We start from the raw sequence: 25486 nt of genomic DNA, 5'->3' as shown, positions 1-25486 counted from the left end.
TTTTTGCACCTAAACTTTCGTAGAAGCAGAATCATTTTGCGTTGAAAAGCGCTGAATTTGGCGTTGTACCCACATTGGCATCTTCCTTGCTAGCTTTATATGTCATGCCTTCGCATGCATAACAATATTAATCGAGGAAGGGAATTACCATGTTGAACAAGAAACACTGGGTATTACTGGCCTCTGCAGGCGCCATCACACTGACAGGCGCCACTAACGCTAACGCAGCAACACTTGAAGAAACCATTGAACGTGGAGCCGTGCAGTGTGGCGTCAGCGACGGTTTGCCAGGCTTTTCAGCACCCGATGGTGATGGCAACTGGCAAGGGCTGGATGTCGATGTTTGCCGTGCGGTCGCCGCTGCCGTGCTGGGTGATGCGGATGCCGTCAACTACATCTCTCTCAATGCCGTTGAGCGTTTCACTGCGCTGCAGTCTGGCGAAGTCGATTTGCTTTCTCGTAACACGACCTGGACCACCACCCGCGATACCACGCTGGGCCTGAACTTCGCAGGCGTCAACTTCTACGACGGTATCGGCTTTATGGTTAGCCGTGACCTGGGCATCGGCGGTGCTGATGAGCTGGACGGTGCGGCGATCTGTATCCAAACGGGCACCACCACCGAACTTAACGTGGCCGATTACTTCCGCGCCAACGATATGGAATTTGATCCTATCGTGTTTGATACCTCAGAGCAGACCGTGGGCGGCTTCCAGGCTGGCCGCTGTGACGTTCTAACCTCGGATACTTCTCAGCTGGCGGCGCTGCGCATTCAGTTAGATGACCCGGATGGCGCCGTCATTCTGCCCGATATCATTTCCAAGGAGCCGCTGGGCCCGGTGGTTCGCCAGGGCGATGACACCTGGTTCAACATCGTGAAATGGTCACTGTTTGCCATGCTTAATGCTGAAGAGTACGGCGTGACCAGTGAAAACGTAGAGGAAATGACCAGCTCCGAAAACCCCGACATCGCCCGCCTGCTTGGCCAAGACGGTAACTACGGTGAAGGCATGGGGCTTGACGCTGACTGGGCTTACAACATTATTAGCCAGGTCGGTAACTACGCCGAAAGCTTTGAGCGCAACGTTGGCATGGACTCACCGCTTGAGATTGAACGCGGTGCCAACGCGTTATGGAACCAGGGTGGTTTCCAGTACGCACCGCCGATTCGCTAAGCGTCTCGCTTGACCCGGCCCGTCGCGCTTAGCAGATGAGTGCCGACGGGCCATTTGATTGACCTTCCGTGTAGCGGAGACGCCACCCATGTCCGTAAGACCCAACACTCGCCCCGCTGGCCACAAGCCACCGTTTTGGCGAGACCGTGCCAAACGCGCACTTGTTTTTCAGCTGCTTTTAACGGCAGCCGTTGTCGTATTTTTGCTGTATATCGTCGGCAATACTCAGGACAACCTATCCGCCCGGGGTATCACCACCGGTTTTGGCTTTTTAAATAACACCGCAGGCTTTGGTATCGTACAAAGCCTGATCGACTACTCCTCTCAGGATACCTACGGCCGCACCTTTTTGGTGGGCTTGCTCAATACGCTATTGGTCGGCGCCTTGGGTGTGGTGGCCGCGACGCTGATTGGCTTTATTGTCGGCATTGCTCGCCTGTCGCCCAACTGGCTACTGGCACGCCTGGCCACCGCCTATATCGAAACTTTCCGCAATATCCCGTTACTGCTACAGATTTTTTTCTGGTACTTCGCCGTGCTGCGCACGCTACCCAGTGCAAGGGACAGCCTCTCGTTTGGCGAGGTTATTTTTCTTAACGTGCGCGGTCTGTATCTGCCTGAGCCGCTTTTTGAGTCAGGCTTTGGGATGATTCCAGCGACCTTTATCGTCGCGATTATCGCCAGTATTGCGCTGTGTGTGTGGAACAAGCGTCGCCAAGAGGCAACCGGTAAACGCATCCCAGCCGGGTGGATATCGCTTGCGCTGATTCTGGGGCTGCCGCTGCTGATTACGGTCGCCACCGGCGTACCGATCACCTGGGATATTCCGGAACTGCGCGGCTTTAACTTCCGCGGTGGCTTTACCGTGATCCCGGAATTTCTGGCGCTGTGGCTGGCACTTTCCATCTATACCGCCGCGTTCATTGCTGAAATTGTCCGTTCGGGTATTCAGGCCATTTCCCATGGCCAGACCGAAGCCGCCCAGGCACTGAGCCTGCCGCGTAACCTGGTGTTGCGCTTAGTGGTCATTCCGCAGGCGCTGAGGGTCATTATTCCGCCCCTCACCAGCCAGTACCTGAACCTGATCAAGAACTCCTCACTTGCCACGGCCATCGGCTACCCCGACCTGGTCTCCGTGTTTGCGGGCACCACGCTTAACCAAACGGGGCAGGCCATTGAGGTAATCGCCATGACCATGGCGGTGTATTTGACCATCAGCCTGTTGGTTTCCATGTTCATGAACTGGTTCAACGCCCGCGTAGCGTTGGTTGAGCGCTAGGCGCCGGTGAGGATAGCTTTATGATTCATAATCAAACAATGATTGATCAGCGGCCTGCCCCCAGCAATACCCTGGGGCCCGTGGCCTGGCTGCGCGCCAACCTGTTCAGCGGCCCGCTCAATACGCTGTTTACGCTGGTAGGGCTGTACGTTCTTTACCTGCTTTTGGTACCGACCATTCAGTGGGCGTTCATCAACGCCGATTGGGTAGGCACCACCCGGGACGACTGCTCGCGAGAGGGCGCCTGTTGGGTGTTCGTTAATGCGCGCTTTACGCAGTTCATCTATGGGCTTTACCCGCGTGACGAGATCTGGCGCGCCAATATTGTGTTTGGCGGCTTTTTCTCCCTGATCGCCTGGCTTGCTATCCCGCGCCTGCCATTCAAGCGCTGGGTAGCCGTGTTTGCCTTGGTGGGCTTTCCCATCGCGGCCTACGTATTGCTTCACGGCGGCTACTTTGACCTGCCACGCGTACCTACCCATCGCTGGGGCGGTTTGATGTTGACCCTGCTGCTGGCATCTGTAGGCATGATCGGGGCGCTGCCGATTGGCATCGTGCTGGCTCTGGGGCGGCGCTCTAACATGCCCATCGTGAAAAGCTTCTGTGTGATTTTCATTGAGTTCTGGCGCGGTGTACCGCTAATCACCGTACTGTTCATGGCCTCGGTGATGCTGCCGCTGTTTCTACCCTCTGGTATTAGCGTTGACCGCTTGGTGCGGGCGCTGATTGGCTTAACGCTGTTTCAAAGTGCCTACATGGCCGAGGTCATTCGTGGCGGTCTTCAGGCGATCCCCAAGGGCCAAGAGGAGGCCGCCGCGGCACTGGGCATGACCTACTGGAAGCGCATGGGCCTGATCGTTTTGCCCCAGGCGCTGAAGATGATGATTCCAGGCATCGTGAATACGTTTATCTCGCTATTTAAAGACACCACGCTGGTCATGATCATTGGGCTGTTTGACCTGCTGGGGATCGTGCAGGCGGCGCTTTCCGACTCCAACTGGCTGGGCTTTTCGCTGGAAGGCTACGTGTTTGCCGCGTTTGTGTTCTGGATTTTCTGTTTCAGCATGTCGCGCTATAGCCAGTATCTGGAACGCAAGTTGAACACCGGCCACAAGCGCTAACGCCGCTTTTTCAAGAATTTGAGCAGGATTTAATCATGACACAAGCAGCCACCAACCTCTCTGGCAACAGCATGTCTAAAAGCACGTCTGACCTAATGGTCGAAATGCGCGGCGTTAACAAGTGGTATGGCGACTTTCACGTACTGCGCGATATAGATTTCGAAGTAAAACGCGGCGAGCGGATCGTTATCTGTGGCCCGTCCGGTTCGGGTAAATCAACGCTGATTCGCTGCATTAATCACTTGGAAGAGCACCAGCAGGGCGATATCGTAGTCGGCGGGGTGCCGCTGACCCAAGACGTAAAACGTATTGAGCAGATACGCCGCAGCGTGGGTATGGTGTTTCAGCACTTCAACCTGTTCCCCCACCTGACAGTGCTGGAGAACTGCTGCATCGCGCCCATGTGGGTTCAAAAGAAGCCGCGCAGGGAGGCCGAAGAGCAGGCCATGCGCTACCTGGAGCGCGTACGCATCGCCGAGCAGGCTCAAAAGTACCCCGGCCAACTCTCCGGCGGCCAGCAACAGCGCGTGGCGATTGCCCGCTCGCTGTGCATGCACCCGGATGTGATGCTATTTGATGAGCCTACCTCGGCACTCGACCCGGAGATGATCAAAGAGGTGCTGGACGTCATGGTCGAGCTTGCCGAAGAGGGCATGACCATGCTCTGCGTGACCCACGAGATGGGCTTTGCCAAAACCGTCGCCGACCGAGTGATTTTCATGGATCAGGGGCAGATCATCGAAGAAAATGCGCCGGAGCCGCTCTTCAATAACCCGCAGTCCGAGCGCACCCAGCTGTTCCTGAGCCAGATCCTGGGGCACTAAGGCATACGGGGAGGCGCGATCTAAGGCGCGCCCACTTGGGTAATGCTGGCCGGTAACAGAGCAGGCTGCTCACGGTGTTGGGTGAGTGGCCTGTCTTGCAAGGCGGTCAGCAGTATCTGTAGCGGGTCGCCGTGACTAACGACCAGGATGGTTTCTCCCTCGCACTGCTGCTCCCGCTCCTCTATCACCGCCATCATGCGCGCAGCCACCGCGCTCACAGCCTCCACTTGGTGTGAAGTGTGGTCGGCATTCTGGGCATCCAGCGCCCACACATCCGGATAACGCTCGTCCGAGCCGCCCTCCAACTCACCGAAGGAACGCTCTCTAAGGCGCCTGTCGGCCGTCATCGTAAGCTTAAAGGCCTCGGCCACGCGGGCAGCCGTTTGGGTGGTGCGCAAAAAATCAGAATGCACCACCTGCGTTGGCACCGGCCAGGCCCATGCATGCACGGCGCTCGCCAGTTGCTGCTCGCCGATAGTGGAGAGTCCAAACGCTTCAACACCCCGCCCGGGACTACTGATAATCAACGCTTGCTGGTTTGCCTGGCTATGACCATGACGCATCAACAGGTAACGATTACGCCAATGGTAGGAGGCGGCAAGAAAAGTGTTTGACATAACTTTGTAACAAACCCTAGATTGAGAGTGTCGATTTTCGAAAAATAAATATTTTGATGGCTAAATGTACATTTTCGAAACACTTGACGCCTTTTGATCATGGCACAAAGTATATAAAAGAACATCATTAGCCTGCTGAGCAACTGCAAGAACACAAAAATAATTCATGAATGAGGCCCCTTATGACTTCCATGACGTTTTGCAAGCGTCCGCTTGCCCTACTGACCACAACTACGCTCTTGGCACTGCTTTCCAGTCATGCCTACGCCGAATGCGAACGCGGCGACCTTGATGCGCTTTACTGTGACGAAAACTCCGATATGGTCGCGGACCGTCCCGCCGATGAGGCGCAATGGCTAAATCCCGACACGCTTATCTTTGCCTATACCCCGGTGGAAGATCCAGCCATCTATTCCGATATATGGCAGCCCTTTATCGACCACCTGTCAGAGGTGACCGGCCGCGATGTGCGCTTCTTCGCCGTTCAGTCCAACGCGGCCCAAGTGGAGGCAATGCGCAGCGGGCGACTGCATATCGCGGGCTTTTCTACCGGTCCCACGCCCTTTGCAGTCAACCTGGCAGGGGCAGTTCCCTTTGCATTAATGGGCTCAGATAGCGGCCAGTTTGGCTATACCCTACAGCTTTTCACCCACGCAGACTCCGACATCCATGAACTGGAAGACCTGAAAGGTAAACGGGTTGCCCATACATCACCCACTTCTAATTCAGGCAATCTGGCGCCTCGGGCACTACTGCCTGAACTGGGTATAACACCTGACGAAGATTACGAAGTGGTCTACTCTGGCAGCCACGACCAATCCATGTTGGGCGTCGTGGCGCGCGATTACGACGCCGCCCCAGTGGCCTCGGAAGTGGTTGATCGAATGGCCGCGCGCGGGCTTTACGACACCGACGACGTCCGCATGATTTTTGAATCCGACCGCTTCCCCACCACCTCCTATAACTACGCCTACAATCTGCACCCGGACCTGGTCGAGAAGATCGAAGAGGCCTTCTTCAGCTTCGATTTTAAAGGCACAGAGCTTGGCGAAGAGTTTGAGGGTGTCGAGAAGTTCATTCCCATCAATTACAAGGATAACTGGCAGGTAATTCGCACCATCCAGGCTGCCAATGGCGTGAGCTATACGCCTGACAATCTGGAAGAGTAAAACGTACCGCGCCCGCGTGGCGCGGTTTGTTAGCTACCGATGGAAGCGAAAACATGCTGGAAATCAAGAATCTGGTCAAACGGTATGGCCGCGACAAAGCCGTGCTGGAAGGTCTCGACCTGAAGGTTGAGGGCAATAGCGTGGTATCGATTGTGGGCGCCTCCGGCGCCGGTAAAAGTACCATGCTGCGATGTATCAATCGCCTAGTGGAGCCGACCTCCGGCTCCATTACTCTCAACGGTACCGAGCTTGTGCATCTCAGGGGCGCTGACCTGCGCCGTGCGCGCCGCAAGATCGGCATGGTGTTTCAGGGCTTCAACCTGCTGGACCGCCTGACGGTAATGGAGAACGTGCTGGCTGGGCGGCTGGGCTACGTGAATCTCTATCAGGCAATTACCCGCCGCTACCCGCAGGCGGATATTGAGCGCGCATTTATGCTGATGGAGCGTGTGGGCATTGCCCACTACGCCAACAAGCGCGCCGATGAGCTTTCCGGTGGCGAGCGCCAGCGGGTAGGCGTGGTACGGGCGCTGATGCAGGAGCCCGACGTGTTGCTGGCCGACGAACCCACCGCCTCGCTTGACCCGCGCACCTCCGAGCAGATCATGATGCTACTGCAGAGCTTGGCAAGCGAGCTTTCACTGCCGGTGCTGATCAATATCCACAACGTGGCCCAGGCCAAAACCTACACAGAGCGCATTGTGGGTTTGCGCCACGGCAAGATGATTTTTGATGGCGTGCCAAGTGATTTCAATAAAGACGCGCTGGACGCCATTTACGGCGGCATCGAAGCACCGGACGATGCGATAAGCGACGCCCCATCAGAGGAGCGCGCCCATGACCCCGCCTGAGGCTTCATCCAGCACGCCGCGCACCTGGAAGAAACCGCCGTTCATTGCCAATCCTCTACTTCGCTACGGGCTGATCATCGTCGTGGCAGTGTATCTGGTGTGGGCATTTGGTTCGCTACCGTTCAACTGGGCGCGCATCTCTGAAGGATTGCCCCGCGCCGCACGTATCTTCAGCGGCGGCTTTCCACCCAACCTCGAGCGCTACGAACTTCTCCTGACCGGCTTCAAGGAGAGTTTTCAGATCGCCATTTTGGCCACGCTACTGGGCGTCTTCCTGTCGATCCCTTTTGCCGTGATGGCGGCGCGTAATATTGCGCCCATGCCGATCTACCTGATTGGCCGTGCAGTCATCATTATCTCGCGTAGCTTTCACCCGGTGATCGTGGCGATTCTGTTCGTTGCCGCCGTGGGGTTTGGCCCACTGGCGGGCATCTTGACGCTCACGCTCTACTCCATCGGCTTTGTCGGCAAGCTTCTGGCCGAGGAGATCGAGGAGATAGACTGGGGCCAAGTAGAGGCCATGCGCGCCGCTGGCGCCGGGTATCTGGCCACGCTCTTCTACGCCGTATTCCCGCAGATTCTACCGCGCCAGGTAGGGCTTTCCATGTACCAGCTGGACAGCAACCTGCGGGCGTCTGCCGTGGTGGGTATCGTGGGTGCCGGCGGCATTGGCGGCACGCTGATGAACGCCTTCGGGCGCTATGACTATGACTTCGCCTTTGCGATCCTGCTGGTCATCATCGCGGTCATTTTACTCAGTGAAGGTATCAGCGGCTGGGTGAGGAAAAAAATATGGTAGATCATGCACAGAAACTCGCCGACCACGTTTGGCAACGTTTTGATCGCAAGGAACGTCTTATTCGCTTTGCCGTGCTGCTCATCACTCTGATGGTGGTGGTATGGGCGGTTCGCGATATCGATATCTTCTGGCCCTGGGTGTGGGATGCGCCCAACCAGATTTCCGGGCTGGGCGCGCGCATGTGGCCCCCCAGCGCTGCCGGGCTTGGCAATATCGTAAATGCCCTGATCGAAACGGTACACATAGCCACGCTTGCCACCTTCCTGACCATTTTTCTGGCATTGCCGGTGGCCTATATCGCCGCACAGAATACTACGCCCAACCGGGCCTGCCTGTGGCTGGGGCGGTTCATTCTGGTTTCCAGCCGCTCGGTGAACACCATCATCTGGGCGCTCTTGTTCGTGGCGATCTTCGGCCCCGGCGTGCTGGCAGGCATTCTCGCCATTGTGTTTCGCTCTATCGGGTTTATCGGCAAGTTGATGGGCGAAGCAATCGAAGAAATCGATAAGCGACCGGTCGAAGCCATGGAAGCCACCGGCGCCTCCAAGGCCAAGGTAATTGTCTATGCCATCGTGCCCCAGGTGATGCCAGCGTTTTTCGCCATCGTGATCCTGCGCTGGGATATCAACATTCGCGAATCTACCGTGCTGGGACTGGTGGGCGCAGGCGGGATCGGCGTCATTCTGCAGGGTGCCATTGATACCTTTGCCTGGCCTACCGTGGCGACCATTCTGATCGCAATTATTGTGCTAGTGCTGATTGGTGAAGCAATAACCAGTCTCTTACGACGTAAAGTGCTCTAGTTTGACCGAATGCCAAACGCTTGCCATGGTTAATATATCCCTAACGGCATGGAGGACGTTGACTGATGACAACCTATATCGTGGTAGCGGATGCCGCTCGAGCACGCATTTTCACTCGTGACTTTCTTCATCTGAAGGAGAAAGAGAGCCTGGTTCATGCCGAAGGGCGCCTGCATGAGGGGGATCTGATTACAGACAGTGCAGGCGCGGATGTACATGAGTCCATGTCATCGAGTTCACGTTCGTCTGCCGAAGGGGGGACAGCGTTAAAACATGAGAACGAGCTGTTTGCCAAAGAGGTGGCTCAATGCCTTTATAATGCCCGCGTCAATAACAGTATGGAAAAACTGATTATCGTCGCACCGCCCAAATTCCTGGGCCTGCTGCGCGAAAAGCTTGATGCGCCAACCCAGAAACTGGTACTCCATACGCTCTCGAAAGATCTTAGCAAAGCATCACTTAACGACATCCAGGAAGCCGTTAGCGACATGCGGTAAATAATTTCTGGCAATGATGGGGTTTCTACTAAAGTAGTGGTCGCTTTCGCCGATAAGCTAATCACCCTTACTCCGTATGCAGCAGCGCATACGGTTGCTTATCGACAAAGAGAGCGATCATGTTTTCCTCCCTTCGTGTACGTATTCTTCTGGCCGCTCTTGCAGCGATCACCCTTGGCTTGATAATCAATGGCGTGGTCAACTACGCAACGGTAAAACATCACAACGATGAACAGATAGCACGTAACCTTAAAGCGGTGGTCAGCGGCAATGCCAAAGCCTTGAACGAGTGGTTTAACGCTCGACTGGATATGCTGGAAAGCATGGAAACAGCAGCCACCAGTAACGCCCCCGGCCCGGCACTTCGTCAGCTCCTTACTTCAGGTGGGTTTATTTCCACCTATATTGGCTACCCTGGGGCGGGAGAGATTACCTATGATAACGACTTTCAGCCCCCAAGCGGCTACGACGCACGAGAACGCCCTTGGTACAAAGCGGCAGTAAGCACACAAGAAGCGATTATTACCGCGCCCTATATTGACGCTCAAACTCGCGAGCTGGTGGTCACGTTCGCTCGCCCGTTCTACCTGAATGGTGAACTGACTGCCGTGGTAGGTGCTGATATTCCTATCAGCAACATCGTCGAGACAGTGACAGGCATTTCGCCGACCCTTTCAAGCTTTGGCTTTCTCACCACCCACGATGGCACGCTGGTCGCCCACCCCGATGCTGACTTGATACTGACGCCTGTGTCAGCCATTAACGAACAGCTTACGGCAGGCTCCATCAATCAATTAATGGGCGCTACCACGCCTCTGCCTCTTGCCCTGCAAGGCGACAACAAGCTATTGCTAGGCCACGTGATTGGCGGTGAAAACGGCTGGCGCCTTATTGTCGCGTTGGACGAGTACGAAGCCACCGCAGGATTACGCGCCATTGCTACCTCTTCCCTTATTATCCTGGTGGTGGTCGCGGTTATAACGGCGCTCGCCTTTGGCCTACTGCTGTCGCTGCTGCTGCGCCGCCTGTTGGGTGTGCGTAACGCCATGGACAATATCGCCTCTGGTGAGGGGGACCTGACCCAACGCCTGCCTGAAGAAGGCAACGATGAAGTCACCCAAATCGCCCACTCTTTCAATCGATTCGTCGCCAGAATGGATGAGGTGATGCTGACCATTCGCGATAGTAGTCAGTCGGTACAGACCGCCGCCAATGAAATTTCCATGGGCGGGCAGGACCTGTCTCGCCGCACCGATAATGCCGCATCCAGCCTGCAACAAAGCTCGGCATCTATTGAAGAGATTACCAGCACCATTGAACACACGGCAGAGGCTGCACAACAGGCCAACCAGCTTTCGATGAATGCCTCTGAAGTGGCCAACAAAGGCGGTCAAGTAGTTGATCAGGTAGTGGCCACCATGGGCGACATCTCGGCAGCGTCGCATAAAATCAGTGATATTGTGTCACTGATGGATGGCATTGCTTTCCAGACCAACTTGCTAGCCCTGAATGCCTCCGTTGAAGCAGCCCGTGCCGGTGAACATGGTCGGGGCTTTGCGGTCGTGGCGGATGAGGTTCGTAAGCTTGCACAGCGCAGCAGCGATGCTTCCAACGACATCAAAACGCTGATCGATACCTCACACCAGACGGTCACCAACGGCACCGAACTTGTTCAAAGCGCCGGTGCCACCATGCGTGACATTGTGGAGAGTATTACCCGTGTCACCGATGTGTTGGGTGAGATTGGTGCCGCCACGCGCGAGCAGAGCGACGGCATCCATCAGGTTAATATCGCGGTGGCTGAGCTTGACCGCATGACCCAACAAAACGCCGCGATGGTGGAAGAGTCCACTACCGCCGCCGAGCATCTAAAAGAGCAGTCACTCCGCCTTGCCGATGTCGTTGGCGGTTTCACCCTATCAAACGGTTCAGCATCCCAACATGGTCGGCTTATACCGCCCTCTCCCACCCTCGCGTCACGCCATAGTTAATCACGCCATAGCTAATCACGGCATAACCAAGTACTGAGAGCAATAAAAACATGAACTTCAAGTCAGTCCGTACGTTAATTACCCTCCTGGTAGGCGGCTGTATCCTGCTGGTGGTGGCGGCATTGGTGGTCTATTCACTGGTTGCCAATGAGCGCTCTCAGGCGCTGGTAGAAGACCAAACCAAAGAGCTGCTTGAGCGCAACATTGAAGAGCGCCTAACGGCGGTCGCCTCAGCACAGGCCGAGCGTATTCAGGGTCAGTTTGAAAAAACCCTCAAGATTGCCGAAAGCCTGGCCGCCACCAATGCCATGTTGGGCCAGTTGGATGACAACGGCCGACCGGCACTGAACCTCAGCCGCCGCGAAATGTCGCTGCTGGTACGCCAAACGGTGATCACCAATCCCGAAATATTGGATGCCTATATCGGCTGGGAGCCAAACGCCTTTGGTCTGGACGCGCGTTTTGCCGGGCGCGAGGGACTTGGCTATGGTGACGATGGGCGCTTCCGCCCTTGGTGGTATCGCACCGAGAACGGTGATTTAGCCGCGCTTCCTCTAGGAGAGACTATGGAGAGTGAGGCTATTCAGGCAAGCGGCGTGCGCAGCGGCGAGTACTATCTATGCCCGCGTGAAACGCTAGCCCCCTGTATCGTTGACCCGGCGCAGTTCGATTACGACGGCAAGCTCACGTTGGTCACCTCGTTCAATGCCCCTATCGTTGTTGATGGAGAGTTTCGTGGCGTTGCAGGCGTTGATTATACGGTCGACTTTATTCAGTCGATACTTAACGAGGCCAACCAAACGCTATACAACGGCGCGGGCGAAATAGCACTTATCGCCTCACAGGGAGGCGTCACGGCCTACACCGGCGATGCCTCCTTGGTTGGAAAATCAGCAAACGAAGCCTTTACCCCCTCCCTACAGGCACATATTCGCAGCGCCCAACAGGGCGACGTGGTCCGTAACGTTGACCAAGCGCAGGGAATGATCGAACTCTATTGGCCCTTTACCATCGGCGGTACTGAAGCGCCCTGGGTATTGATGCTTCGCTTACCTGAGCAAGCCGTGTTTGCTGGCTTAAACAACATGCAGGAGCAGATGCATGAGCAACGCACGGCCTCCATGTTGAGCATGCTGGGCATGGGCCTTGTCATCGCGTTTCTGGGCTTGCTGGCCAGTTGGGTGTTGGGCAGCAGCATTTCTCGCCCGCTGCGAACCCTCGCCGAGCGTATGCGTGACATTGCCTCAGGCGATGGCGACTTAACCCAACGCCTACCAGTGCGTGGACGCAATGAAAGCGCCGAACTTGCCATTCAGTTCAACGCCTTTGCGGTCAAGATCCACGATGTACTGGTGGATGTACGCGCCAGCAGTGAATCCGTTCACCATGCCGCCAGTGAGATTACCCAGGGCGGCCAGGACCTTTCACGGCGCACCGACCAGGCCGCGGCCAGCTTGCAACAAACGTCCTCGGCCATGGAGCAAATCAGCAGCACCGTCGGCCATACCTCCAGTGCGTCCCAGGAAGCCAGCGGGCTTTCTCAAACGGCATCACAGCTGGCCTCGCGGACCAACTCGGCGTTTGAGCAGGTGGTGGTCACCATGGATGACATCCGCACGACGTCGGCTGAAATTCAGGAAATTGTGACCGTGATTGACGGCATCGCCTTCCAGACCAACCTGCTGGCCTTGAACGCATCGGTAGAAGCAGCACGTGCGGGAGAACATGGCCGTGGGTTTGCGGTGGTGGCTGATGAAGTTCGCAAACTGGCGTCTCGCAGTAGCGACGCCGCCGCCGATATCCGCCAGCGCATTCATGCCTCAACGGGCAAGGTGGAAAGTGGCACCCAACTGGTCAAGGGTGCTGAAACGGCCATGCATGAGCTGGCGGAAAGCGTCACACGCGTCACCCAAATGCTGGCCGAGATAAGCACCGCAGCAAGCGAACAGAGCGACGGTATCAGCCAGGTCAGCATCGCGGTGACCGACCTGGACCAGATGACCCAGCAAAACGCGGCGCTGGTAGAAGAGTCCTCCACGGCTGCCGAGCAGCTCAAGGATCAGTCTGAACGGCTCTCGGCACTCGTCGGTGGCTTTACGCTTGAAGCCAGCAATACTTCTTCTCGCCATCAGTTGCCGTCTCCACCCTCTTCGTCCGACTAACCCATCAGCGGCGGCGATAGGTTGCTATATCGCCGCCGTATTGGATGGATGCACGAAGCCTTCTCCCTTGTCTTCCTTATTAATGAGGCTCTACTCATGCTGTCGTCCCTGCGCTTGCGCATTCTGGTGATTACGTTGGTTGTGATCACTCTGGCCTTAACCATCAACGCTTTTGTCAACTATTCGACCCTACAAGCTCATAACGATGAGCAGGTTGCCCAACAGCTCGAATCCATCGCACAGGGTAACGCGCTGGCCATTGAGGAGTGGGTGACCGCCCGTGTAGCCATGCTGGAGGCAGCGCGCACGCCGGTGATGGATAAGCGCCGCTGATGCAACTAGCGGAATCTGGCGGGTTTCTGGCGGCGTTTTTTGGCCAGCCTGATGGCAGCCTTCTCTCGTCCGATGGTTGGATACCCGGTGATGATTATGACCCACGCGAGCGCGACTGGTACCAGACGGCGGTGGCCCAGGATGACACTATCGTTTCGCTACCCTACGTGGATGCCAACAGCAATCAATTGGTCGTTACGTTCGCAACACCGGTCAAACGCGACGGCCGTCTTTACGGTGTCATCGGCGGTGATGTGGTGATTGATAATCTGGTTAACCAGGTCAACGCTATTCAACCCACCCCCTCAAGCTTCGCTTTTCTAAGTAGCGGTGGCGAGACGGTGATTGCGCACCCTGATGCAGCGCTAACGCTTGAACCGCTAAGCCAAATCAGCAATGCCTTAACGCCTAGTACCCTTCAACGGCTGAGCGCTACCCGGGGCATCTGGGAGCCTATTGACGTTAGCAGCCAGACCAAACGCTTGTCTGCAACATCAATCGCCGGTACCGATTGGGAACTAGGTGTCGCGCTTGATGAGTATGAAGCGACCTCTGGCCTGCGCGCCATTCTAAGCTCTTCGCTGATCACCCTGCTGGTCATCATCGCCGTGACGACGCTGCTGCTAAGCCTGTGGCTCAAACGCACCTTTTCTGGCCTTGAGCGGGCACGGGATGCACTGGACGATATTGCCAGCGGCGAAGGAGACCTGACCCGCCGACTGCCAGAACATGGGCGTGATGAAGTCGCCCAGATAAGTGGTGCCTTCAACCGTTTTGTCGGCAAAATGGAGGCTGTGTTGATCGATGTACGCACCAGCAGCGTATCGGTGCATCATGCAGCGAATGAAATCGCCATGGGTGGTCAGGACCTATCCCGCCGCACCGACAACACCGCGGCCAGCCTGCAGCAAACGTCGGCGTCTATTGAAGAGATCACCAGTACCGTACAGCACACCGCTGCCTCGGCTCAAGAAGCCAACAAGCTCTCGCAAACCGCCTCTGAAGTCGCTAATGAAGGCGGCCAAGTGGTCGCGAATGTAGTCACCACCATGGAAGATATTACCCAAGCGTCCGATAAAATCGGTGATATCGTTACGTTGATGAACAGCATTTCCTTCCAGACCAACCTGCTGGCGCTGAATGCCTCTGTGGAGGCCGCCCGAGCAGGCGAACATGGACGAGGTTTTGCAGTGGTCGCCGAGGAAGTACGCAAGCTTGCCAGGCGCAGCAGCGAAGCGGCCAACGATATTCAAAAACTGATTGAAGATTCACAAAGCAAAGTCAATAACGGCACTACGCTTGTTCGTAATGCGGGGACCACCATGAAGGATATTGTGGCCCACATCACGCGCGTCTCGGACGTACTGGAAGAGATACGAGCGGCCACCAGCGAGCAAAGCGACGGTATCAACCAGGTCAACATCGCGGTTGCCGAACTGGACCGCATGACCCAAGAGAACGCCGCTATGGTGGAGGAGTCCACCACCGCCGCCGAGCAGTTAAAAGAGCAGGCCGATCATTTAGCCACCACCATTGGCAGCTTTAAATTATCGCAGCACGCATCAGCGCCCCTGGCATTGCACTCGCCCAACGCGGTGACCGAGCATTGAGCACTTAAGGCACCGGCGGCAGCTCAATATCGTCACTGCGTTTAGCGCCTGCGGTCATTTCACGACACAGGCGCAGGAACTCACGCACGCCCGTGGTGAGGTATTTATGGCGGTGCCAGATAAAGGTGAACTGACGCTTTAGATCCAGCTCCGGCGTGGGAAGCGGTACCAGGCTTCCTCGCCGGAAGGCATCGCGTAGCGCTAGCCGCGAGACACAACCGATGCCAAGCCCCGACTCTACCGCCCGCTTAATCCCTTCCGTATGCTCCAGCTCCAGCAACGTATTAAACCGGCTGCGCCGGTGGCGTGCGGCGTGCTCTAGTGTCATGCGGGTGCCTGACCCCTCTTCACGCATGATCCAGTCTTCGCGCAGCAGCTGTTCAAGTTCGAGGTGCTCTTTTCCCGCCAGTGGGTGGCGCGGCGAGCAGAAAACACACAGCTCATCCTCAACCCAAGGCTGGCTGATGATCATTTCGTCATCGCACTGGCCTTCAATCAGGCCCAGATCCAGCGAGTGCTGGCGCACGCCCTCAATAATATGGCGCGTATTACGCACCGAAAGGCGCACCCGGCTGCCGGGGTAACGCTGCATAAAATCACTGATCAGAAGCGTTGCCAGGTAGTTGCCAATGGTTAGTGTGGCCCCCACGTCCAGCGCCCCAACGCCCTGCTGGCCACGAAGAAGCTCTTCGATCTCCTCGCCGCGATCAAGCAGTGCTACCGCCTTGGGCAGCAGTTGAAAGCCCAGCGCATTTAATTTTAACCGCTTTCCCATGCGGTCAAGCAGTTGGCAGTCGAACTGGCGCTCAAGCTCGGCAAGCGCCGTGCTGGTGGCCGATTGAGACATGGCCAGCGCACGCGCCGCTTGCGAGACGCTCTCGTGCTGAGCGACCGCGACAAAGACTTCCAATTGCCGGAGGGTATAGTGCATACAGGGCCTATATCGATTTTAAAGATAAGTGTTATCAATATAATTCGCTTAACAGATATACCACCTTTACTTAGAATTGATGACAACATATTTCATGATTTTTTATTCTTTTAAAGAATATAGATGCTGTGATTTCCTGCCAGCATCGCTATAGGGAGACATTGGTATGAGTAAGTTTGCTCTGGAAGAAGTTCTCAGCGTTCACCACTGGAACGATACCCTGTTTAGCTTCCGCACTACACGTGAGCGCAGCCTGCGCTTTAAAACCGGCCAGTTTGTCATGATCGGTCTGGAAGTGAACGGCAAACCGCTAATGCGTGCTTACTCCATCGCCAGCCCGAACTATGAAGATCACCTTGAGTTTTTCAGCATCAAGGTGCCCGATGGCCCGCTGACCTCACGCTTACAGCATCTGAAAGTAGGCGATCAAATCATGGTCAGCCGTAAGCCGACCGGTACGCTGGTGTGCGACGACCTGCTGCCGGGTCGCAACCTGTATATGCTCTCGACCGGAACGGGCCTTGCACCGTTTATGAGCCTGATTCAGGACCCGGAAGTCTATGAGCGCTATGAGAAAGTCGTGCTGGTACACGGTGTGCGTGAAGTGTCTGAGCTGGCCTACGCTGATTTTATTACCAAAGAGCTGCCTGCCCACGAGTATCTGGGCGAAGATATCACCAATAAGCTGGTCTATTACCCCACGGTAACCCGTGAAGAGTTCCATACCATGGGTCGCTTAACCGACCATATCCGCAGCGGTAAAATCTTCGAGGATACCGGCCTTCCGCCGATCGACCCGCGCCAGGACCGCGCCATGATTTGTGGCAGCCCCGCAATGCTGGATGACACCAGCGCGCTGCTGGATGAGCTGGGGCTGAATATCTCACCGCGCATGGGTGAGCCTGGTGACTACGTGATTGAGCGTGCGTTTGTTGAGAAGTGATGGATTGGCGAGGCGTGAAGAGCGAGGTATGAATAGCCGAACCTGATCACTGCCCTCTCATACGTCACTCGCTGATAAAAAGCCCTGCGGAGATACTCCGCAGGGCTTTGATTCATGACTTACTACTTATCCCTCACGACTCACCCTTCACCCGCTTAAACCGCGTCTTTACCCGTTTCGCCGGTACGAATACGAATGACCTGCTCAAGCGGCATCACAAAGATTTTACCATCGCCGATTTTACCCGTGTTGGCGACTTGGGTAATCGCATCAATTACCTGCTCAACCATATCGTCATCGACAGCGACTTCCAGCTTCACTTTGGGCAGGAAATCCACCACGTACTCAGCGCCACGATAAAGCTCTGTGTGGCCCTTTTGACGACCAAACCCTTTTACTTCTGTGACAGTAATGCCCTGCACGCCGATATCGGAGAGCGATTCGCGTACGTCATCAAGCTTAAACGGCTTGATAATGGCTGAGATCAATTTCATTGAGACATCCTCTAGCTTGGTGGCCATTGTCTTGTCTATTGGGTGCGGCGAAAGCCAGCCACCTCTGGTGCTAAGCATACACCGCTACAGGCGGAGAATAAAAAGGCCTTCCCCGAAAGGAAGGCCATAAGGAGCACGCCAGCTCACTTGCTTAGTATTATGCTTATTTCTTAACGCTAAACTCAGGGTAGGCTTCAAGACCGCATTCTGCGATATCCACGCCTTCATACTCTTCTTCTTCGCTCACCCGGATGCCCATGATGGCTTTCAGCACCAGCCAGACCACCAGGCTTGTCAGAAACACCCAACCGAAGATACCCGCAATACCCATCATTTGAGCACTGAAGGACGCGCCATCATTGGTGATAGGCACCGCCAGCACGCCCCAGATACCCGCCACGCCGTGAACGGAAATAGCACCGACCGGATCATCCAGCTTGAGCTTATCAAGCGATACAATCGCTACGACCACAATAGCACCGCCCACCGCACCGATAATGGTGGCACCTAATGCCGTTGGCGAGAGCGGGTCAGCGGTAATCGCCACCAGGCCAGCCAGCGCACCGTTAAGCGCCATGGTCAGGTCCGCTTTACGGAACCACAGTTTGGCCAGGACCAGCGCGGCAATCACACCGCCAGCAGCGGCCGCATTGGTATTGGCAAACACCTGGGCGACGTTGTTGGCCGACTCGATATCCGAGACTTTTAGCTCAGAGCCACCGTTGAAACCGAACCAACCCATCCACAAAATGAACGTACCCAGCGTTGCCAACGGCATGTTGGCACCGGGAATGGCATGGATAGCGCCATCTTTACCGTACTTACCTTTACGCGGCCCCAGAATCAGCACGCCTGCCAGAGCAGCGGCAGCGCCTGCCATGTGAACAATACCCGAGCCAGCATAATCCGAGTAACCCACGCTGCTCAGCCATCCGCCACCCCACGTCCAGTAGCCAGAAACCGGATAGATAAAGGCGGTCATGACCACAGCGAAGGCCAAAAAGGCCCATAGTTTCATGCGCTCAGCGACCGCACCGGAAACAATCGACATGGCAGTAGCCACAAAGACAACCTGGAAGAAGTAATCAGCGCGCATGGAGTAGTACGGCGCATCTTCGCCACCCGCCAGCACTGAATCGACGCTGTTCTCAGTACCCAGCAGAAAGCCCAGGCTTGGCAAGAAGCCGCCTTCGCCGCTGGAGTACATGAGGTGATACCCCACCAGCAGATACATGGTGCAGGCAATCGCAAACAGCGCGATGTTTTTCGTCAGAATTTCAGCGGTGTTTTTAGCGCGCACCATGCCTGCTTCAAGCATGGAGAAGCCTGCGGCCATCCACATGACCAATACACCGCACATCAAGAAGTAAAACGTGTCGAGCGCGTAGCTCAGATCAGCCAGTTCGTTCATTTGTTAGTTCCCCGTTGAACTACGAAGTAGCCCGGTAAGCCCCTGTTTAAACGGCATCAACGCCGCGTTCACCGGTACGAATTCGGATAACATCGTCGAGCGGCGTGACGAATACTTTGCCATCGCCGATTTTTCCACTGTTAGCGGCATTACAAATGGCATCCATCACGCTTTCCAGGCGCGCATCGTCAACCGCTACTTCTACTTTTACCTTGGGCAGAAAATCGACCACGTACTCAGCACCCCGGTAGAGCTCGGTATGCCCTTTCTGACGCCCAAAACCTTTTACCTCTGTCACGGTAATGCCCTGCACGCCGTTGTCGGCCAGTGCTTCGCGAACATCGTCAAGTTTGAATGGCTTAATGATGGCGGTGATGAGTTTCATCCCATATCTCTCCTGCTGGATAAGTCCTGCTAGATGGCTAGCGGCATTGCCGCTGAAAATGGCGATGCTCTACTAATGCGCATACCGTGCCATTAGCCAATTTCTTTTTAATTTTTAGTGGCTTAACAAAAAATAAGGCGCTTTTACGCACACCCCAAGATCGCGAAAGGCGTAGGGCGCAACCGATTGCACCAAAAAAGAACCGGCACGAACGGTTGGCGCACCATGATTGGGCGACGAGATAAACGAATAAATGCGCCAATGCCATACGCAATACATGCGTACTGGCGGCGGGTTGCGTATCCTTAAAATAGTGCCCACTTTTAAAGCATCATTATTTAAGGAGAGAACCATGACGCCCCAGGATCGTATTAGCCGTTTGGCACAACAGATTGGCGACCGCTTACAAAATGCGTCACAAGCGCCCGAAGATATTCAGAAAGGCGTTCAACAGGTGGTTCGTGGTGCCTTTGATCGGCTGGAGCTCGTATCGCGGGAAGACTTCGATATCCTGATGGACGTTCTACAGCGCACGCGTTCGCGGGTAGAAGCCCTGGAGAGGCAAGTAGCGCAGTTGGAAGCTACGATGGAAGCGAATCAGCCTGAGAAGCACCTGCCAGTCGCCACTAAGGCCGCTGAAAGCGCTCAGCCCAACGCCGATACGCCCGCTGCCCCAAAACCGGCTGCCAGCAGAACACTGAACGACGATAAGAAAAGCGATACATAAGCACAGCACTGGTAACGCCTGCCGCCACCAAAATGAGAACACCTATCATTGCGTTTTAATCTACTGATGGTAGGATCACGATGATTTACGCGTTCTCTGGATAACCCACGAACCGCTCCTCTTTTCAAGCGTCGCTCTTTTGGGCGGCGTTTTCTCGCTGGGTTGATCACTGGATTACCAAGCCGCAGGGTCCTTATTGATGCCAACCTTTACGTCGTTAACGCCATCGACACTTAGCCAACTGGGCCAAACGTTCGGCATTGACTACCTGTATGCCGGGGAGGGAATTGACGATCCCATTGCCCAAGGCAGCGTCAGTGATTTGCCGCTCTCTTCTGCGCTGCATCTCACACTCTCCGACCTTGAAGTACGCCAACGCTACGCCTCACGTTCCACGCAGACAGTGCCCTGGTTTCTAAGTGTTGTTTTGGAAGGCTGGATTGACATCGCCCAAGGCCAGAAGCGGCTGACTATAGGCGCGGGGCAGGGACTTTGCGCGCACTTTACCCCGCAGGCGCCGTTGATCGTTGAACAACCGGCACAGCCACGGCTGCGTACCCTCAATATTGCGGTACTGGCCACAATTCCTAATGCGTTGCCTAGCGCTCAAGCGCCTCAGCTGCATGCCTGGGCGCCACCTTCCACACTCTTTGCTCAGCTACGCGCGAGTTGCGAAGCGCCACTGGACGACTGGCGGCATTCACTAGTCTGGCAGGGGCTTGCCCTACAGCTTCTTGGGCACGGCTTACCCGCGCCGCCTGCCAGAGAGGGTAAACCTGCACGAGGCATCAAAGCCCGCGAACGCGAACAGCTTGCTCAATTGCATGCCGAGCTGCGCAATAACCCAATGACCGATTACTGCCTGAGCGGCCTGGCTCGTCGTGCGGCGATGAGCTCCAGCAGCTTGCGCCAGAAATTTAGTGCACTTTACGGCTGCTCAATTTTTGATCACTTACGCCACTGTCGGCTTCAACAAGCCTACAGCCACTTGGAAAAAGGCTATAGTGTTCAACAGACAGCCCATGCCTGTGGCTATCGCCATGCCACCAATTTTACGACGGCTTTCAAACGCCACTTCGGTGTTGCGCCAACAGAAGTGAGCAGCAGGGCCAAAACACATTAAGCGCATCATCAACACTGGCATAACGCATAGCTGATTTGGCATATTGCATAGCTCAACAGACCCTTAAAAAGCAATAATTCTCATTACTATAACCGGTAGAGAATTATTGTCATGCTTATGCTCCCGCACCGCTTTTCCTATCGCCACCTTGCGCTGTCCATTGCCTTGGCAGGCGGCTCGGTATCTGCCGCCTACGCCCAAACATCACCGGATGCTGCTCATCAGTTAACGACGGTCACTGTCACTGCTCAGCAGGCTGCCACCAAGGTAGAAACACCCTTTATCGAGACGCCGCAAAGTGTGTCAACCATTACCCAGAAGCAGATGGAAGAGCGTGGCGTAACGACCGTCCAGCGCGCAACCGACTACACGCCAGGCGTTTACTCCAATCAGGTGGGCGCTTCAAACCGCTTCGACTATTTAGTGTTGCGCGGCTTTTCCGATGGCAGCTTAAGCAATACGTTTCTGGATGGCCTGAAAGTGATGGGCGATGCCAACTCCCACAGTTCGATGCGTATCGACCCCTGGTTTTTGGAAAGCATCGAAGTCGTTCGCGGACCTGCCTCCGTGCTCTATGGCCGCGCCTCTCCGGGCGGCATGGTAGCGCTGAACAGCAAGCGTCCTGAGTTTGAGCAAGGCGGCGAGCTGCGCTTGCGAGTGGGCAACAATAACCAGCGTAGCGCTGCGTTCGATCTCACCGGGCCGATTGACGAGCAGCAGCGCATAGCATTTCGCTTAACGGGTATTGCCAGCGGTGCGGACACCCAGTTCGGGTCCGCCGAAGAGCAGCGCTACGCCATCGCACCACGCCTGACATGGGACATGACCGACGACACCAGCCTAACGGTTGAAGCCTACCTGCAGGATGAACCTGAAGGCGGCTATCACTCCGGCGTGCCTTATGAAGGTGCCGTAACACCCCGCAATGGGCGTAAAATCAGCAATAATTTCTTTGACGGAGAAGAAGATTACGACGCCTACGAGCGCACCCAGCGTATGTTCGGCTACTCGCTTGAGCACCGCTTTAATGACCAGGTCACTGGCCGTCAGATGCTGCGTTACCTGAATTCGGACGTAGTACTCAATCAGGTATATGGCTTTGGCTGGACATCGCCCACTTCCAATGAGTTAACCCGCTATTACTCCGGCAGCGACGAGTCCCTTGAAGCATGGACCATCGACAATCAGCTTGAAGCTCGATTTGATAGCGCTGCTATGGCGCATACACTGCTCTTTGGCGTGGACTACCAGCAGCGCGAAAACAACGTGTCATGGCCTTCCGGTGCCTTCCAGCCCATTAACGCCTTTGAGCCCGTTTATGGCGATGATCCCGTCGCATTTTATGCCCCTACTCGGGAACAACATAACATTGAACAGACCGGTGTTTATCTACAGGACCAAATTGCGCTTAATAACTGGCGCTTCACGCTGGGCGGACGCTATGACTGGGTAAGCATTGATAACACGAACAAGGATACCGACGCTTCAAGCTCGTTAAACGATACTCAACTTAGCGGCCGTGCGGGCGTGGTGTATCTATTCGATAACGGCGTAGCGCCTTACTTGAGTTACTCCACCGCGTTTACGCCCACAAGCTTTGTGGATGAAAGCGGCGATTTGCTCTCGCCCATGGAAGGCGAGCAGTGGGAAACCGGGGTGAAGTACCAACCCAGCGGTAGCGCCAACCAGTACAGCGCGGCCATTTTCCATATCAGCCAGGAAAACGTAGCCACCAAAGAGCAGCCCTCTGACCCTTACCGCGCCGTGGGTGAAATTGAATCCCAAGGACTTGAGCTGGAAGCCCAGACCCAACTGACCGAAACGCTCTCGCTTCAGGCAGGCTATAGCTTTACCGATATTACCTACGCTAAAAGTGACGACGGCAACCAGGGCAACAATGCGATTTACTCGCCCCGGCACCAGCTACAGGCATGGGGACATTATGAAGCGAACAGCGGCTGGCTAAACGGCGTGGATGTAGGCGTTGGTGTGAGGCATTACGCGGATATCGCCGCAGACCGCGCAAATACCGAAAGCGTACCCGACTACACGCTGGTCGATGCCACCATCGGCTACGACCTCAGCCATGTGGGCGTTAACGACGTCGAAACCCGCCTTAACGTCAACAACGTACTGGATAAATCCTACGTAGCGTCATGCAACTCGCTGGATTACTGCTACTTTGGCGCTGAGCGCGGGATTACAGCAAGCGTTCACTACCGTTTCTAAACACTTAAGAGAGCCGCTGAGCCCCGTCGCCCTGTTTAACCACACGTCGTCGGGGTTTAGCTAACGACAAGCCTGCACGGCGTTGCAAGCAAGAAAGATTATCGTTTAAATAAAGCTCTTCTTTCAAAATGGCTCTTTCTCATGCGCCGTACCGTGACGCTTTTTTTCGCCCGAGCCGCGCTTCTGCTCACCAGCCTGCTAGCATTTACCAGCGCCCATGCCCAGTTTGCCACGGTGGATTGGACCATTGCCGAGACGTTGGTGGCTATCGACGCGCCGATCAGCGGCGTGGCCCAACAGAAGGACTACTACGACTGGGTCGGCGAGCCGCGACTTCCAGAAGGTGTGGCCGACCTTGGGCTGCGCACCCAGCCCAATTTTGAATTGTTGGCCCAGCTGGCTCCCGAGCAGATATTGATCTCGCCGATGTTTGCTGCACTCACGCCTCGTCTGGAGCGCATCGCACCGGTAACCTCCATTCCGCTTTACTCTCCCGGCGCCGATACCTGGCAGGAAATCCAGGCATTAACGCGCCAACTGGGTGAGCTCACCGAGCGACAGCCCCAGGCAGAACAGTTAATTGCCGACACACAGACGCTAATGGCATCACTACGTGAAGCGCAACCTGACACCGCACCGCTATTGATGGTGCAGTTTATGGATGCACGCCATGTGCGGATCTTCGGGGATAACAGCCTTTACAATGCGGTGCTTGAGCAGCTTGGCCTGGACAATGCCTGGGACCAACCCACCAACGCCTGGGGGTTCGCCTTAGCAGGTATCGAAGTGCTTGCCCGCTATTCAGAAGCGACGCTGGTAATTGTTGACCCGGTGCCCATGGGCGTAGAAGAAGAGCTGGCAGAAAGTGGCCTGTGGCAACAGCTGCCCGTTGTGCAAAGCGGCAACTTTTTGCGCCTGCCACCCGTATGGAGCTTTGGCGCACTGCCCTCAGCCCAGCGCTTTGCCCGTGTGTTGGCTACCGCCCTGGATGACTTTTCCCGCCACAACCAGCCCACTCCTTAGAAATGACGTTCGCACTTCGCGTCATATTCCCGCCAAAATCATAACGCTGAAAACCCTGCCTGCTATCAAAGTTTTCTTAGTTGCGTTAAGTTAACCGCTAACGTCAAGTAGAATTAGGAAATAAGCGAGGAAGCGGAATGACCTTAGCCATTGTGGCCACGCGTGCGGGCGTGGGCCTGGATGCACCAGCCGTCCATGTAGAAGTACATCTTGCCAACGGCTTACCGGGGCTTACGCTGGTTGGGTTACCCGAAACAGCAGTCAAGGAAAGTCGTGAACGCGTGCGTAGCGCATTGGTTAATGCCGGGTTTGATTTTCCCAACACCCGGCGCATTACGCTCAACCTGGCGCCTGCGGACCTTCCCAAGGAGGGAGGCCGGTTCGATTTGCCCATCGCACTCGGCATTCTTGCGGCCTCAGGCCAGATTCCAGTAGACGCGCTAGAAGGCATGGAGTGCGCGGGCGAATTGGCGCTGGACGGCAAGCTGCGCGCCGTACCCGGTATGCTTCCTTTCGCGCTGGCAACGCGCCGGGCCGGAAACGCTCTGATCATTCCTCGCGCCTGCGCCGACGAAGCCGCACTAGCCGGTGACTTATCGGTACTACCAGCGGATACGCTTTGGCAGGTCGTTGCTCACCTACTTGGGCAGGAGAAAATCCTGCCCCACCGCCTACCCGCCTCAGTAAAAACCACCACGCCAATGGCCGATTTAGCCGATGTACGCGGCCAGCAACAGGCGCGTCGCGCGCTGGAAGTCGCCGCGGCGGGAGGCCACAATTTATTGTTCGCAGGCCCGCCTGGCACGGGTAAAACCATGCTGGCCAGCCGCCTGCCGGGCATTCTACCGCCGCTTTCAGAAGAAGACGCCTTGGCGGTCGCCGCCGTGCGCTCGGTATGTGGGCTGTCGCTGGATGCTGACTGGGGCAAGCGCCCATTTCGCCAACCGCATCATAGCGCCAGCGCCGCTGCGCTGGTGGGCGGTGGCTGT

The 25486-nt window shown here is 55.9% G+C and carries 21 protein-coding genes and 2 pseudogenes; 18 read left to right on the top strand and 5 right to left on the bottom strand.

Annotated elements, in window-relative coordinates:
• Positions 1–149 precede the first annotated feature (149 nt).
• The 4 genes from ACT3TY_RS04900 to ACT3TY_RS04885 all read left to right on the top strand — a co-directional run bounded on the left by ACT3TY_RS04900 (position 150) and on the right by ACT3TY_RS04885 (position 4399).
• Complete coding sequence (locus ACT3TY_RS04900) at positions 150–1175, top strand: amino acid ABC transporter substrate-binding protein (protein ID WP_193054093.1); 1026 nt, start codon at positions 150–152, stop codon at positions 1173–1175.
• Between the two features lie 88 nt (positions 1176–1263).
• On the top strand, positions 1264–2454 hold the full coding sequence (locus tag ACT3TY_RS04895) for an amino acid ABC transporter permease (protein WP_193054094.1): 1191 nt from the start codon (positions 1264–1266) through the stop codon (positions 2452–2454).
• A gap of 20 nt (positions 2455–2474) precedes the next feature.
• Positions 2475–3575: an amino acid ABC transporter permease gene (locus tag ACT3TY_RS04890; RefSeq protein WP_193054095.1), complete on the top strand. Its 1101-nt coding sequence runs from the start codon at positions 2475–2477 to the stop codon at positions 3573–3575.
• A gap of 95 nt (positions 3576–3670) precedes the next feature.
• Positions 3671–4399 carry an amino acid ABC transporter ATP-binding protein gene (locus ACT3TY_RS04885; RefSeq protein ID WP_193054108.1) on the top strand — a complete coding sequence of 243 codons (729 nt, stop codon included), beginning with the start codon at positions 3671–3673 and terminating at the stop codon, positions 4397–4399.
• Between the two features lie 20 nt (positions 4400–4419).
• Here the strand turns inward: ACT3TY_RS04885 and ACT3TY_RS04880 are convergent, their stop codons facing one another.
• Complete coding sequence (locus ACT3TY_RS04880; RefSeq protein WP_193054096.1) at positions 4420–5016, bottom strand: histidine phosphatase family protein; 597 nt, start codon at positions 5014–5016, stop codon at positions 4420–4422.
• 182 nt (positions 5017–5198) lie between these two features.
• On the opposite strand from ACT3TY_RS04880, the gene phnD reads away from it, so the two are divergent.
• The 8 genes and pseudogenes from phnD (at position 5199) to ACT3TY_RS04840 (ending at position 15231) form a co-directional block, all read left to right on the top strand.
• Positions 5199–6185, top strand: coding sequence for a phosphate/phosphite/phosphonate ABC transporter substrate-binding protein (gene phnD, locus ACT3TY_RS04875; protein WP_172116907.1), 987 nt, complete (start codon positions 5199–5201; stop codon positions 6183–6185).
• Between the two features lie 53 nt (positions 6186–6238).
• Positions 6239–7036 carry a phosphonate ABC transporter ATP-binding protein gene (gene phnC, locus ACT3TY_RS04870; RefSeq protein ID WP_172116906.1) on the top strand — a complete coding sequence of 266 codons (798 nt, stop codon included), beginning with the start codon at positions 6239–6241 and terminating at the stop codon, positions 7034–7036.
• Positions 7023–7835 carry a phosphonate ABC transporter, permease protein PhnE gene (phnE, locus tag ACT3TY_RS04865; RefSeq protein ID WP_193054097.1) on the top strand — a complete coding sequence of 271 codons (813 nt, stop codon included), beginning with the start codon at positions 7023–7025 and terminating at the stop codon, positions 7833–7835. Before phnC ends, phnE (ACT3TY_RS04865) begins: the two co-directional genes overlap by 14 nt.
• A complete protein-coding gene (gene phnE / locus ACT3TY_RS04860; RefSeq protein WP_172116904.1) occupies positions 7829–8638 on the top strand; it encodes a phosphonate ABC transporter, permease protein PhnE in 810 nt (269 codons plus the stop codon). The genes phnE (ACT3TY_RS04865) and phnE (ACT3TY_RS04860) overlap by 7 nt, the downstream gene beginning before the upstream one ends.
• Before the next feature lie 65 nt (positions 8639–8703).
• Positions 8704–9135: a host attachment protein gene (locus ACT3TY_RS04855; RefSeq protein ID WP_172116903.1), complete on the top strand. Its 432-nt coding sequence runs from the start codon at positions 8704–8706 to the stop codon at positions 9133–9135.
• A 119-nt stretch (positions 9136–9254) separates the two neighbouring features.
• On the top strand, positions 9255–11126 hold the full coding sequence (locus tag ACT3TY_RS04850; RefSeq protein ID WP_444627497.1) for a methyl-accepting chemotaxis protein: 1872 nt from the start codon (positions 9255–9257) through the stop codon (positions 11124–11126).
• Positions 11127–11176: 50 nt separating this feature from the next.
• Positions 11177–13288 (top strand): methyl-accepting chemotaxis protein, encoded by a 2112-nt coding sequence (locus ACT3TY_RS04845; protein WP_444627496.1) that lies wholly within the window; start codon positions 11177–11179, stop codon positions 13286–13288.
• A 96-nt stretch (positions 13289–13384) separates the two neighbouring features.
• Positions 13385–15231: pseudogene (locus tag ACT3TY_RS04840) on the top strand (methyl-accepting chemotaxis protein).
• A gap of 4 nt (positions 15232–15235) precedes the next feature.
• Here ACT3TY_RS04840 and ACT3TY_RS04835 read toward each other — a convergent pair.
• Positions 15236–16162, bottom strand: coding sequence for a LysR family transcriptional regulator (locus tag ACT3TY_RS04835; protein WP_087110560.1), 927 nt, complete (start codon positions 16160–16162; stop codon positions 15236–15238).
• 166 nt (positions 16163–16328) lie between these two features.
• On the opposite strand from ACT3TY_RS04835, the gene ACT3TY_RS04830 reads away from it, so the two are divergent.
• On the top strand, positions 16329–17105 hold the full coding sequence (locus ACT3TY_RS04830; RefSeq protein WP_087110558.1) for a ferredoxin--NADP reductase: 777 nt from the start codon (positions 16329–16331) through the stop codon (positions 17103–17105).
• A 155-nt stretch (positions 17106–17260) separates the two neighbouring features.
• Here the strand turns inward: ACT3TY_RS04830 and glnK are convergent, their stop codons facing one another.
• The 3 genes from glnK to ACT3TY_RS04815 form a co-directional block, all read right to left on the bottom strand.
• Positions 17261–17599, bottom strand: a complete 339-nt coding sequence (glnK, locus tag ACT3TY_RS04825; protein WP_027337179.1) for a P-II family nitrogen regulator — start codon at positions 17597–17599, stop codon at positions 17261–17263.
• Between the two features lie 163 nt (positions 17600–17762).
• Entirely contained in the window at positions 17763–19010 is a 1248-nt protein-coding gene (locus ACT3TY_RS04820) for an ammonium transporter (RefSeq protein WP_193057139.1), read from the bottom strand.
• Between the two features lie 46 nt (positions 19011–19056).
• Positions 19057–19395, bottom strand: coding sequence for a P-II family nitrogen regulator (locus tag ACT3TY_RS04815; RefSeq protein ID WP_172116897.1), 339 nt, complete (start codon positions 19393–19395; stop codon positions 19057–19059).
• A gap of 352 nt (positions 19396–19747) precedes the next feature.
• Here ACT3TY_RS04815 and ACT3TY_RS04810 point away from each other — a divergent pair, with 352 nt between their 5' ends.
• The 5 genes and pseudogenes from ACT3TY_RS04810 to ACT3TY_RS04790 form a co-directional block, all read left to right on the top strand.
• Positions 19748–20122, top strand: coding sequence for an accessory factor UbiK family protein (locus ACT3TY_RS04810; protein ID WP_444627495.1), 375 nt, complete (start codon positions 19748–19750; stop codon positions 20120–20122).
• 199 nt (positions 20123–20321) lie between these two features.
• On the top strand, positions 20322–21245 hold the full coding sequence (locus ACT3TY_RS04805; RefSeq protein ID WP_444627494.1) for a helix-turn-helix transcriptional regulator: 924 nt from the start codon (positions 20322–20324) through the stop codon (positions 21243–21245).
• A 111-nt stretch (positions 21246–21356) separates the two neighbouring features.
• On the top strand, positions 21357–23474 hold the full coding sequence (locus ACT3TY_RS04800) for a TonB-dependent siderophore receptor (protein ID WP_444627492.1): 2118 nt from the start codon (positions 21357–21359) through the stop codon (positions 23472–23474).
• A 141-nt stretch (positions 23475–23615) separates the two neighbouring features.
• Entirely contained in the window at positions 23616–24497 is an 882-nt protein-coding gene (locus tag ACT3TY_RS04795; RefSeq protein WP_193054106.1) for an ABC transporter substrate-binding protein, read from the top strand.
• 137 nt (positions 24498–24634) lie between these two features.
• Positions 24635–25483: pseudogene (locus ACT3TY_RS04790) on the top strand (YifB family Mg chelatase-like AAA ATPase); the annotation flags it as partial.
• Positions 25484–25486: the final 3 nt, after the last annotated feature.

Source organism: Halomonas sp. AOP22-C1-8 (assembly GCF_052378905.1).
In the GTDB taxonomy this organism is placed as follows: Bacteria; Pseudomonadota; Gammaproteobacteria; order Pseudomonadales; family Halomonadaceae; genus Vreelandella; species Vreelandella citrativorans.
The sequence above is the reverse complement of the archived record's forward strand: the minus strand, read 5'-3'. Positions and strand labels throughout refer to the sequence as shown.

Coding starts and splice junctions, on each gene's coding strand:
- ACT3TY_RS04900 (WP_193054093.1), top strand. CDS start 150: ATGTTGAACAAGAAACACTGGGTATTACTGGCCTCTGCAGGCGCCATC.
- ACT3TY_RS04895 (WP_193054094.1), top strand. CDS start 1,264: ATGTCCGTAAGACCCAACACTCGCCCCGCTGGCCACAAGCCACCGTTT.
- ACT3TY_RS04890 (WP_193054095.1), top strand. CDS start 2,475: ATGATTCATAATCAAACAATGATTGATCAGCGGCCTGCCCCCAGCAAT.
- ACT3TY_RS04885 (WP_193054108.1), top strand. CDS start 3,671: ATGGTCGAAATGCGCGGCGTTAACAAGTGGTATGGCGACTTTCACGTA.
- ACT3TY_RS04880 (WP_193054096.1), bottom strand. CDS start 5,016: ATGTCAAACACTTTTCTTGCCGCCTCCTACCATTGGCGTAATCGTTAC.
- phnD (WP_172116907.1), top strand. CDS start 5,199: ATGACTTCCATGACGTTTTGCAAGCGTCCGCTTGCCCTACTGACCACA.
- phnC (WP_172116906.1), top strand. CDS start 6,239: ATGCTGGAAATCAAGAATCTGGTCAAACGGTATGGCCGCGACAAAGCC.
- phnE (WP_193054097.1), top strand. CDS start 7,023: ATGACCCCGCCTGAGGCTTCATCCAGCACGCCGCGCACCTGGAAGAAA.
- phnE (WP_172116904.1), top strand. CDS start 7,829: ATGGTAGATCATGCACAGAAACTCGCCGACCACGTTTGGCAACGTTTT.
- ACT3TY_RS04855 (WP_172116903.1), top strand. CDS start 8,704: ATGACAACCTATATCGTGGTAGCGGATGCCGCTCGAGCACGCATTTTC.
- ACT3TY_RS04850 (WP_444627497.1), top strand. CDS start 9,255: ATGTTTTCCTCCCTTCGTGTACGTATTCTTCTGGCCGCTCTTGCAGCG.
- ACT3TY_RS04845 (WP_444627496.1), top strand. CDS start 11,177: ATGAACTTCAAGTCAGTCCGTACGTTAATTACCCTCCTGGTAGGCGGC.
- ACT3TY_RS04835 (WP_087110560.1), bottom strand. CDS start 16,162: ATGCACTATACCCTCCGGCAATTGGAAGTCTTTGTCGCGGTCGCTCAG.
- ACT3TY_RS04830 (WP_087110558.1), top strand. CDS start 16,329: ATGAGTAAGTTTGCTCTGGAAGAAGTTCTCAGCGTTCACCACTGGAAC.
- glnK (WP_027337179.1), bottom strand. CDS start 17,599: ATGAAATTGATCTCAGCCATTATCAAGCCGTTTAAGCTTGATGACGTA.
- ACT3TY_RS04820 (WP_193057139.1), bottom strand. CDS start 19,010: ATGAACGAACTGGCTGATCTGAGCTACGCGCTCGACACGTTTTACTTC.
- ACT3TY_RS04815 (WP_172116897.1), bottom strand. CDS start 19,395: ATGAAACTCATCACCGCCATCATTAAGCCATTCAAACTTGACGATGTT.
- ACT3TY_RS04810 (WP_444627495.1), top strand. CDS start 19,748: ATGACGCCCCAGGATCGTATTAGCCGTTTGGCACAACAGATTGGCGAC.
- ACT3TY_RS04805 (WP_444627494.1), top strand. CDS start 20,322: ATGCCAACCTTTACGTCGTTAACGCCATCGACACTTAGCCAACTGGGC.
- ACT3TY_RS04800 (WP_444627492.1), top strand. CDS start 21,357: ATGCTTATGCTCCCGCACCGCTTTTCCTATCGCCACCTTGCGCTGTCC.
- ACT3TY_RS04795 (WP_193054106.1), top strand. CDS start 23,616: ATGCGCCGTACCGTGACGCTTTTTTTCGCCCGAGCCGCGCTTCTGCTC.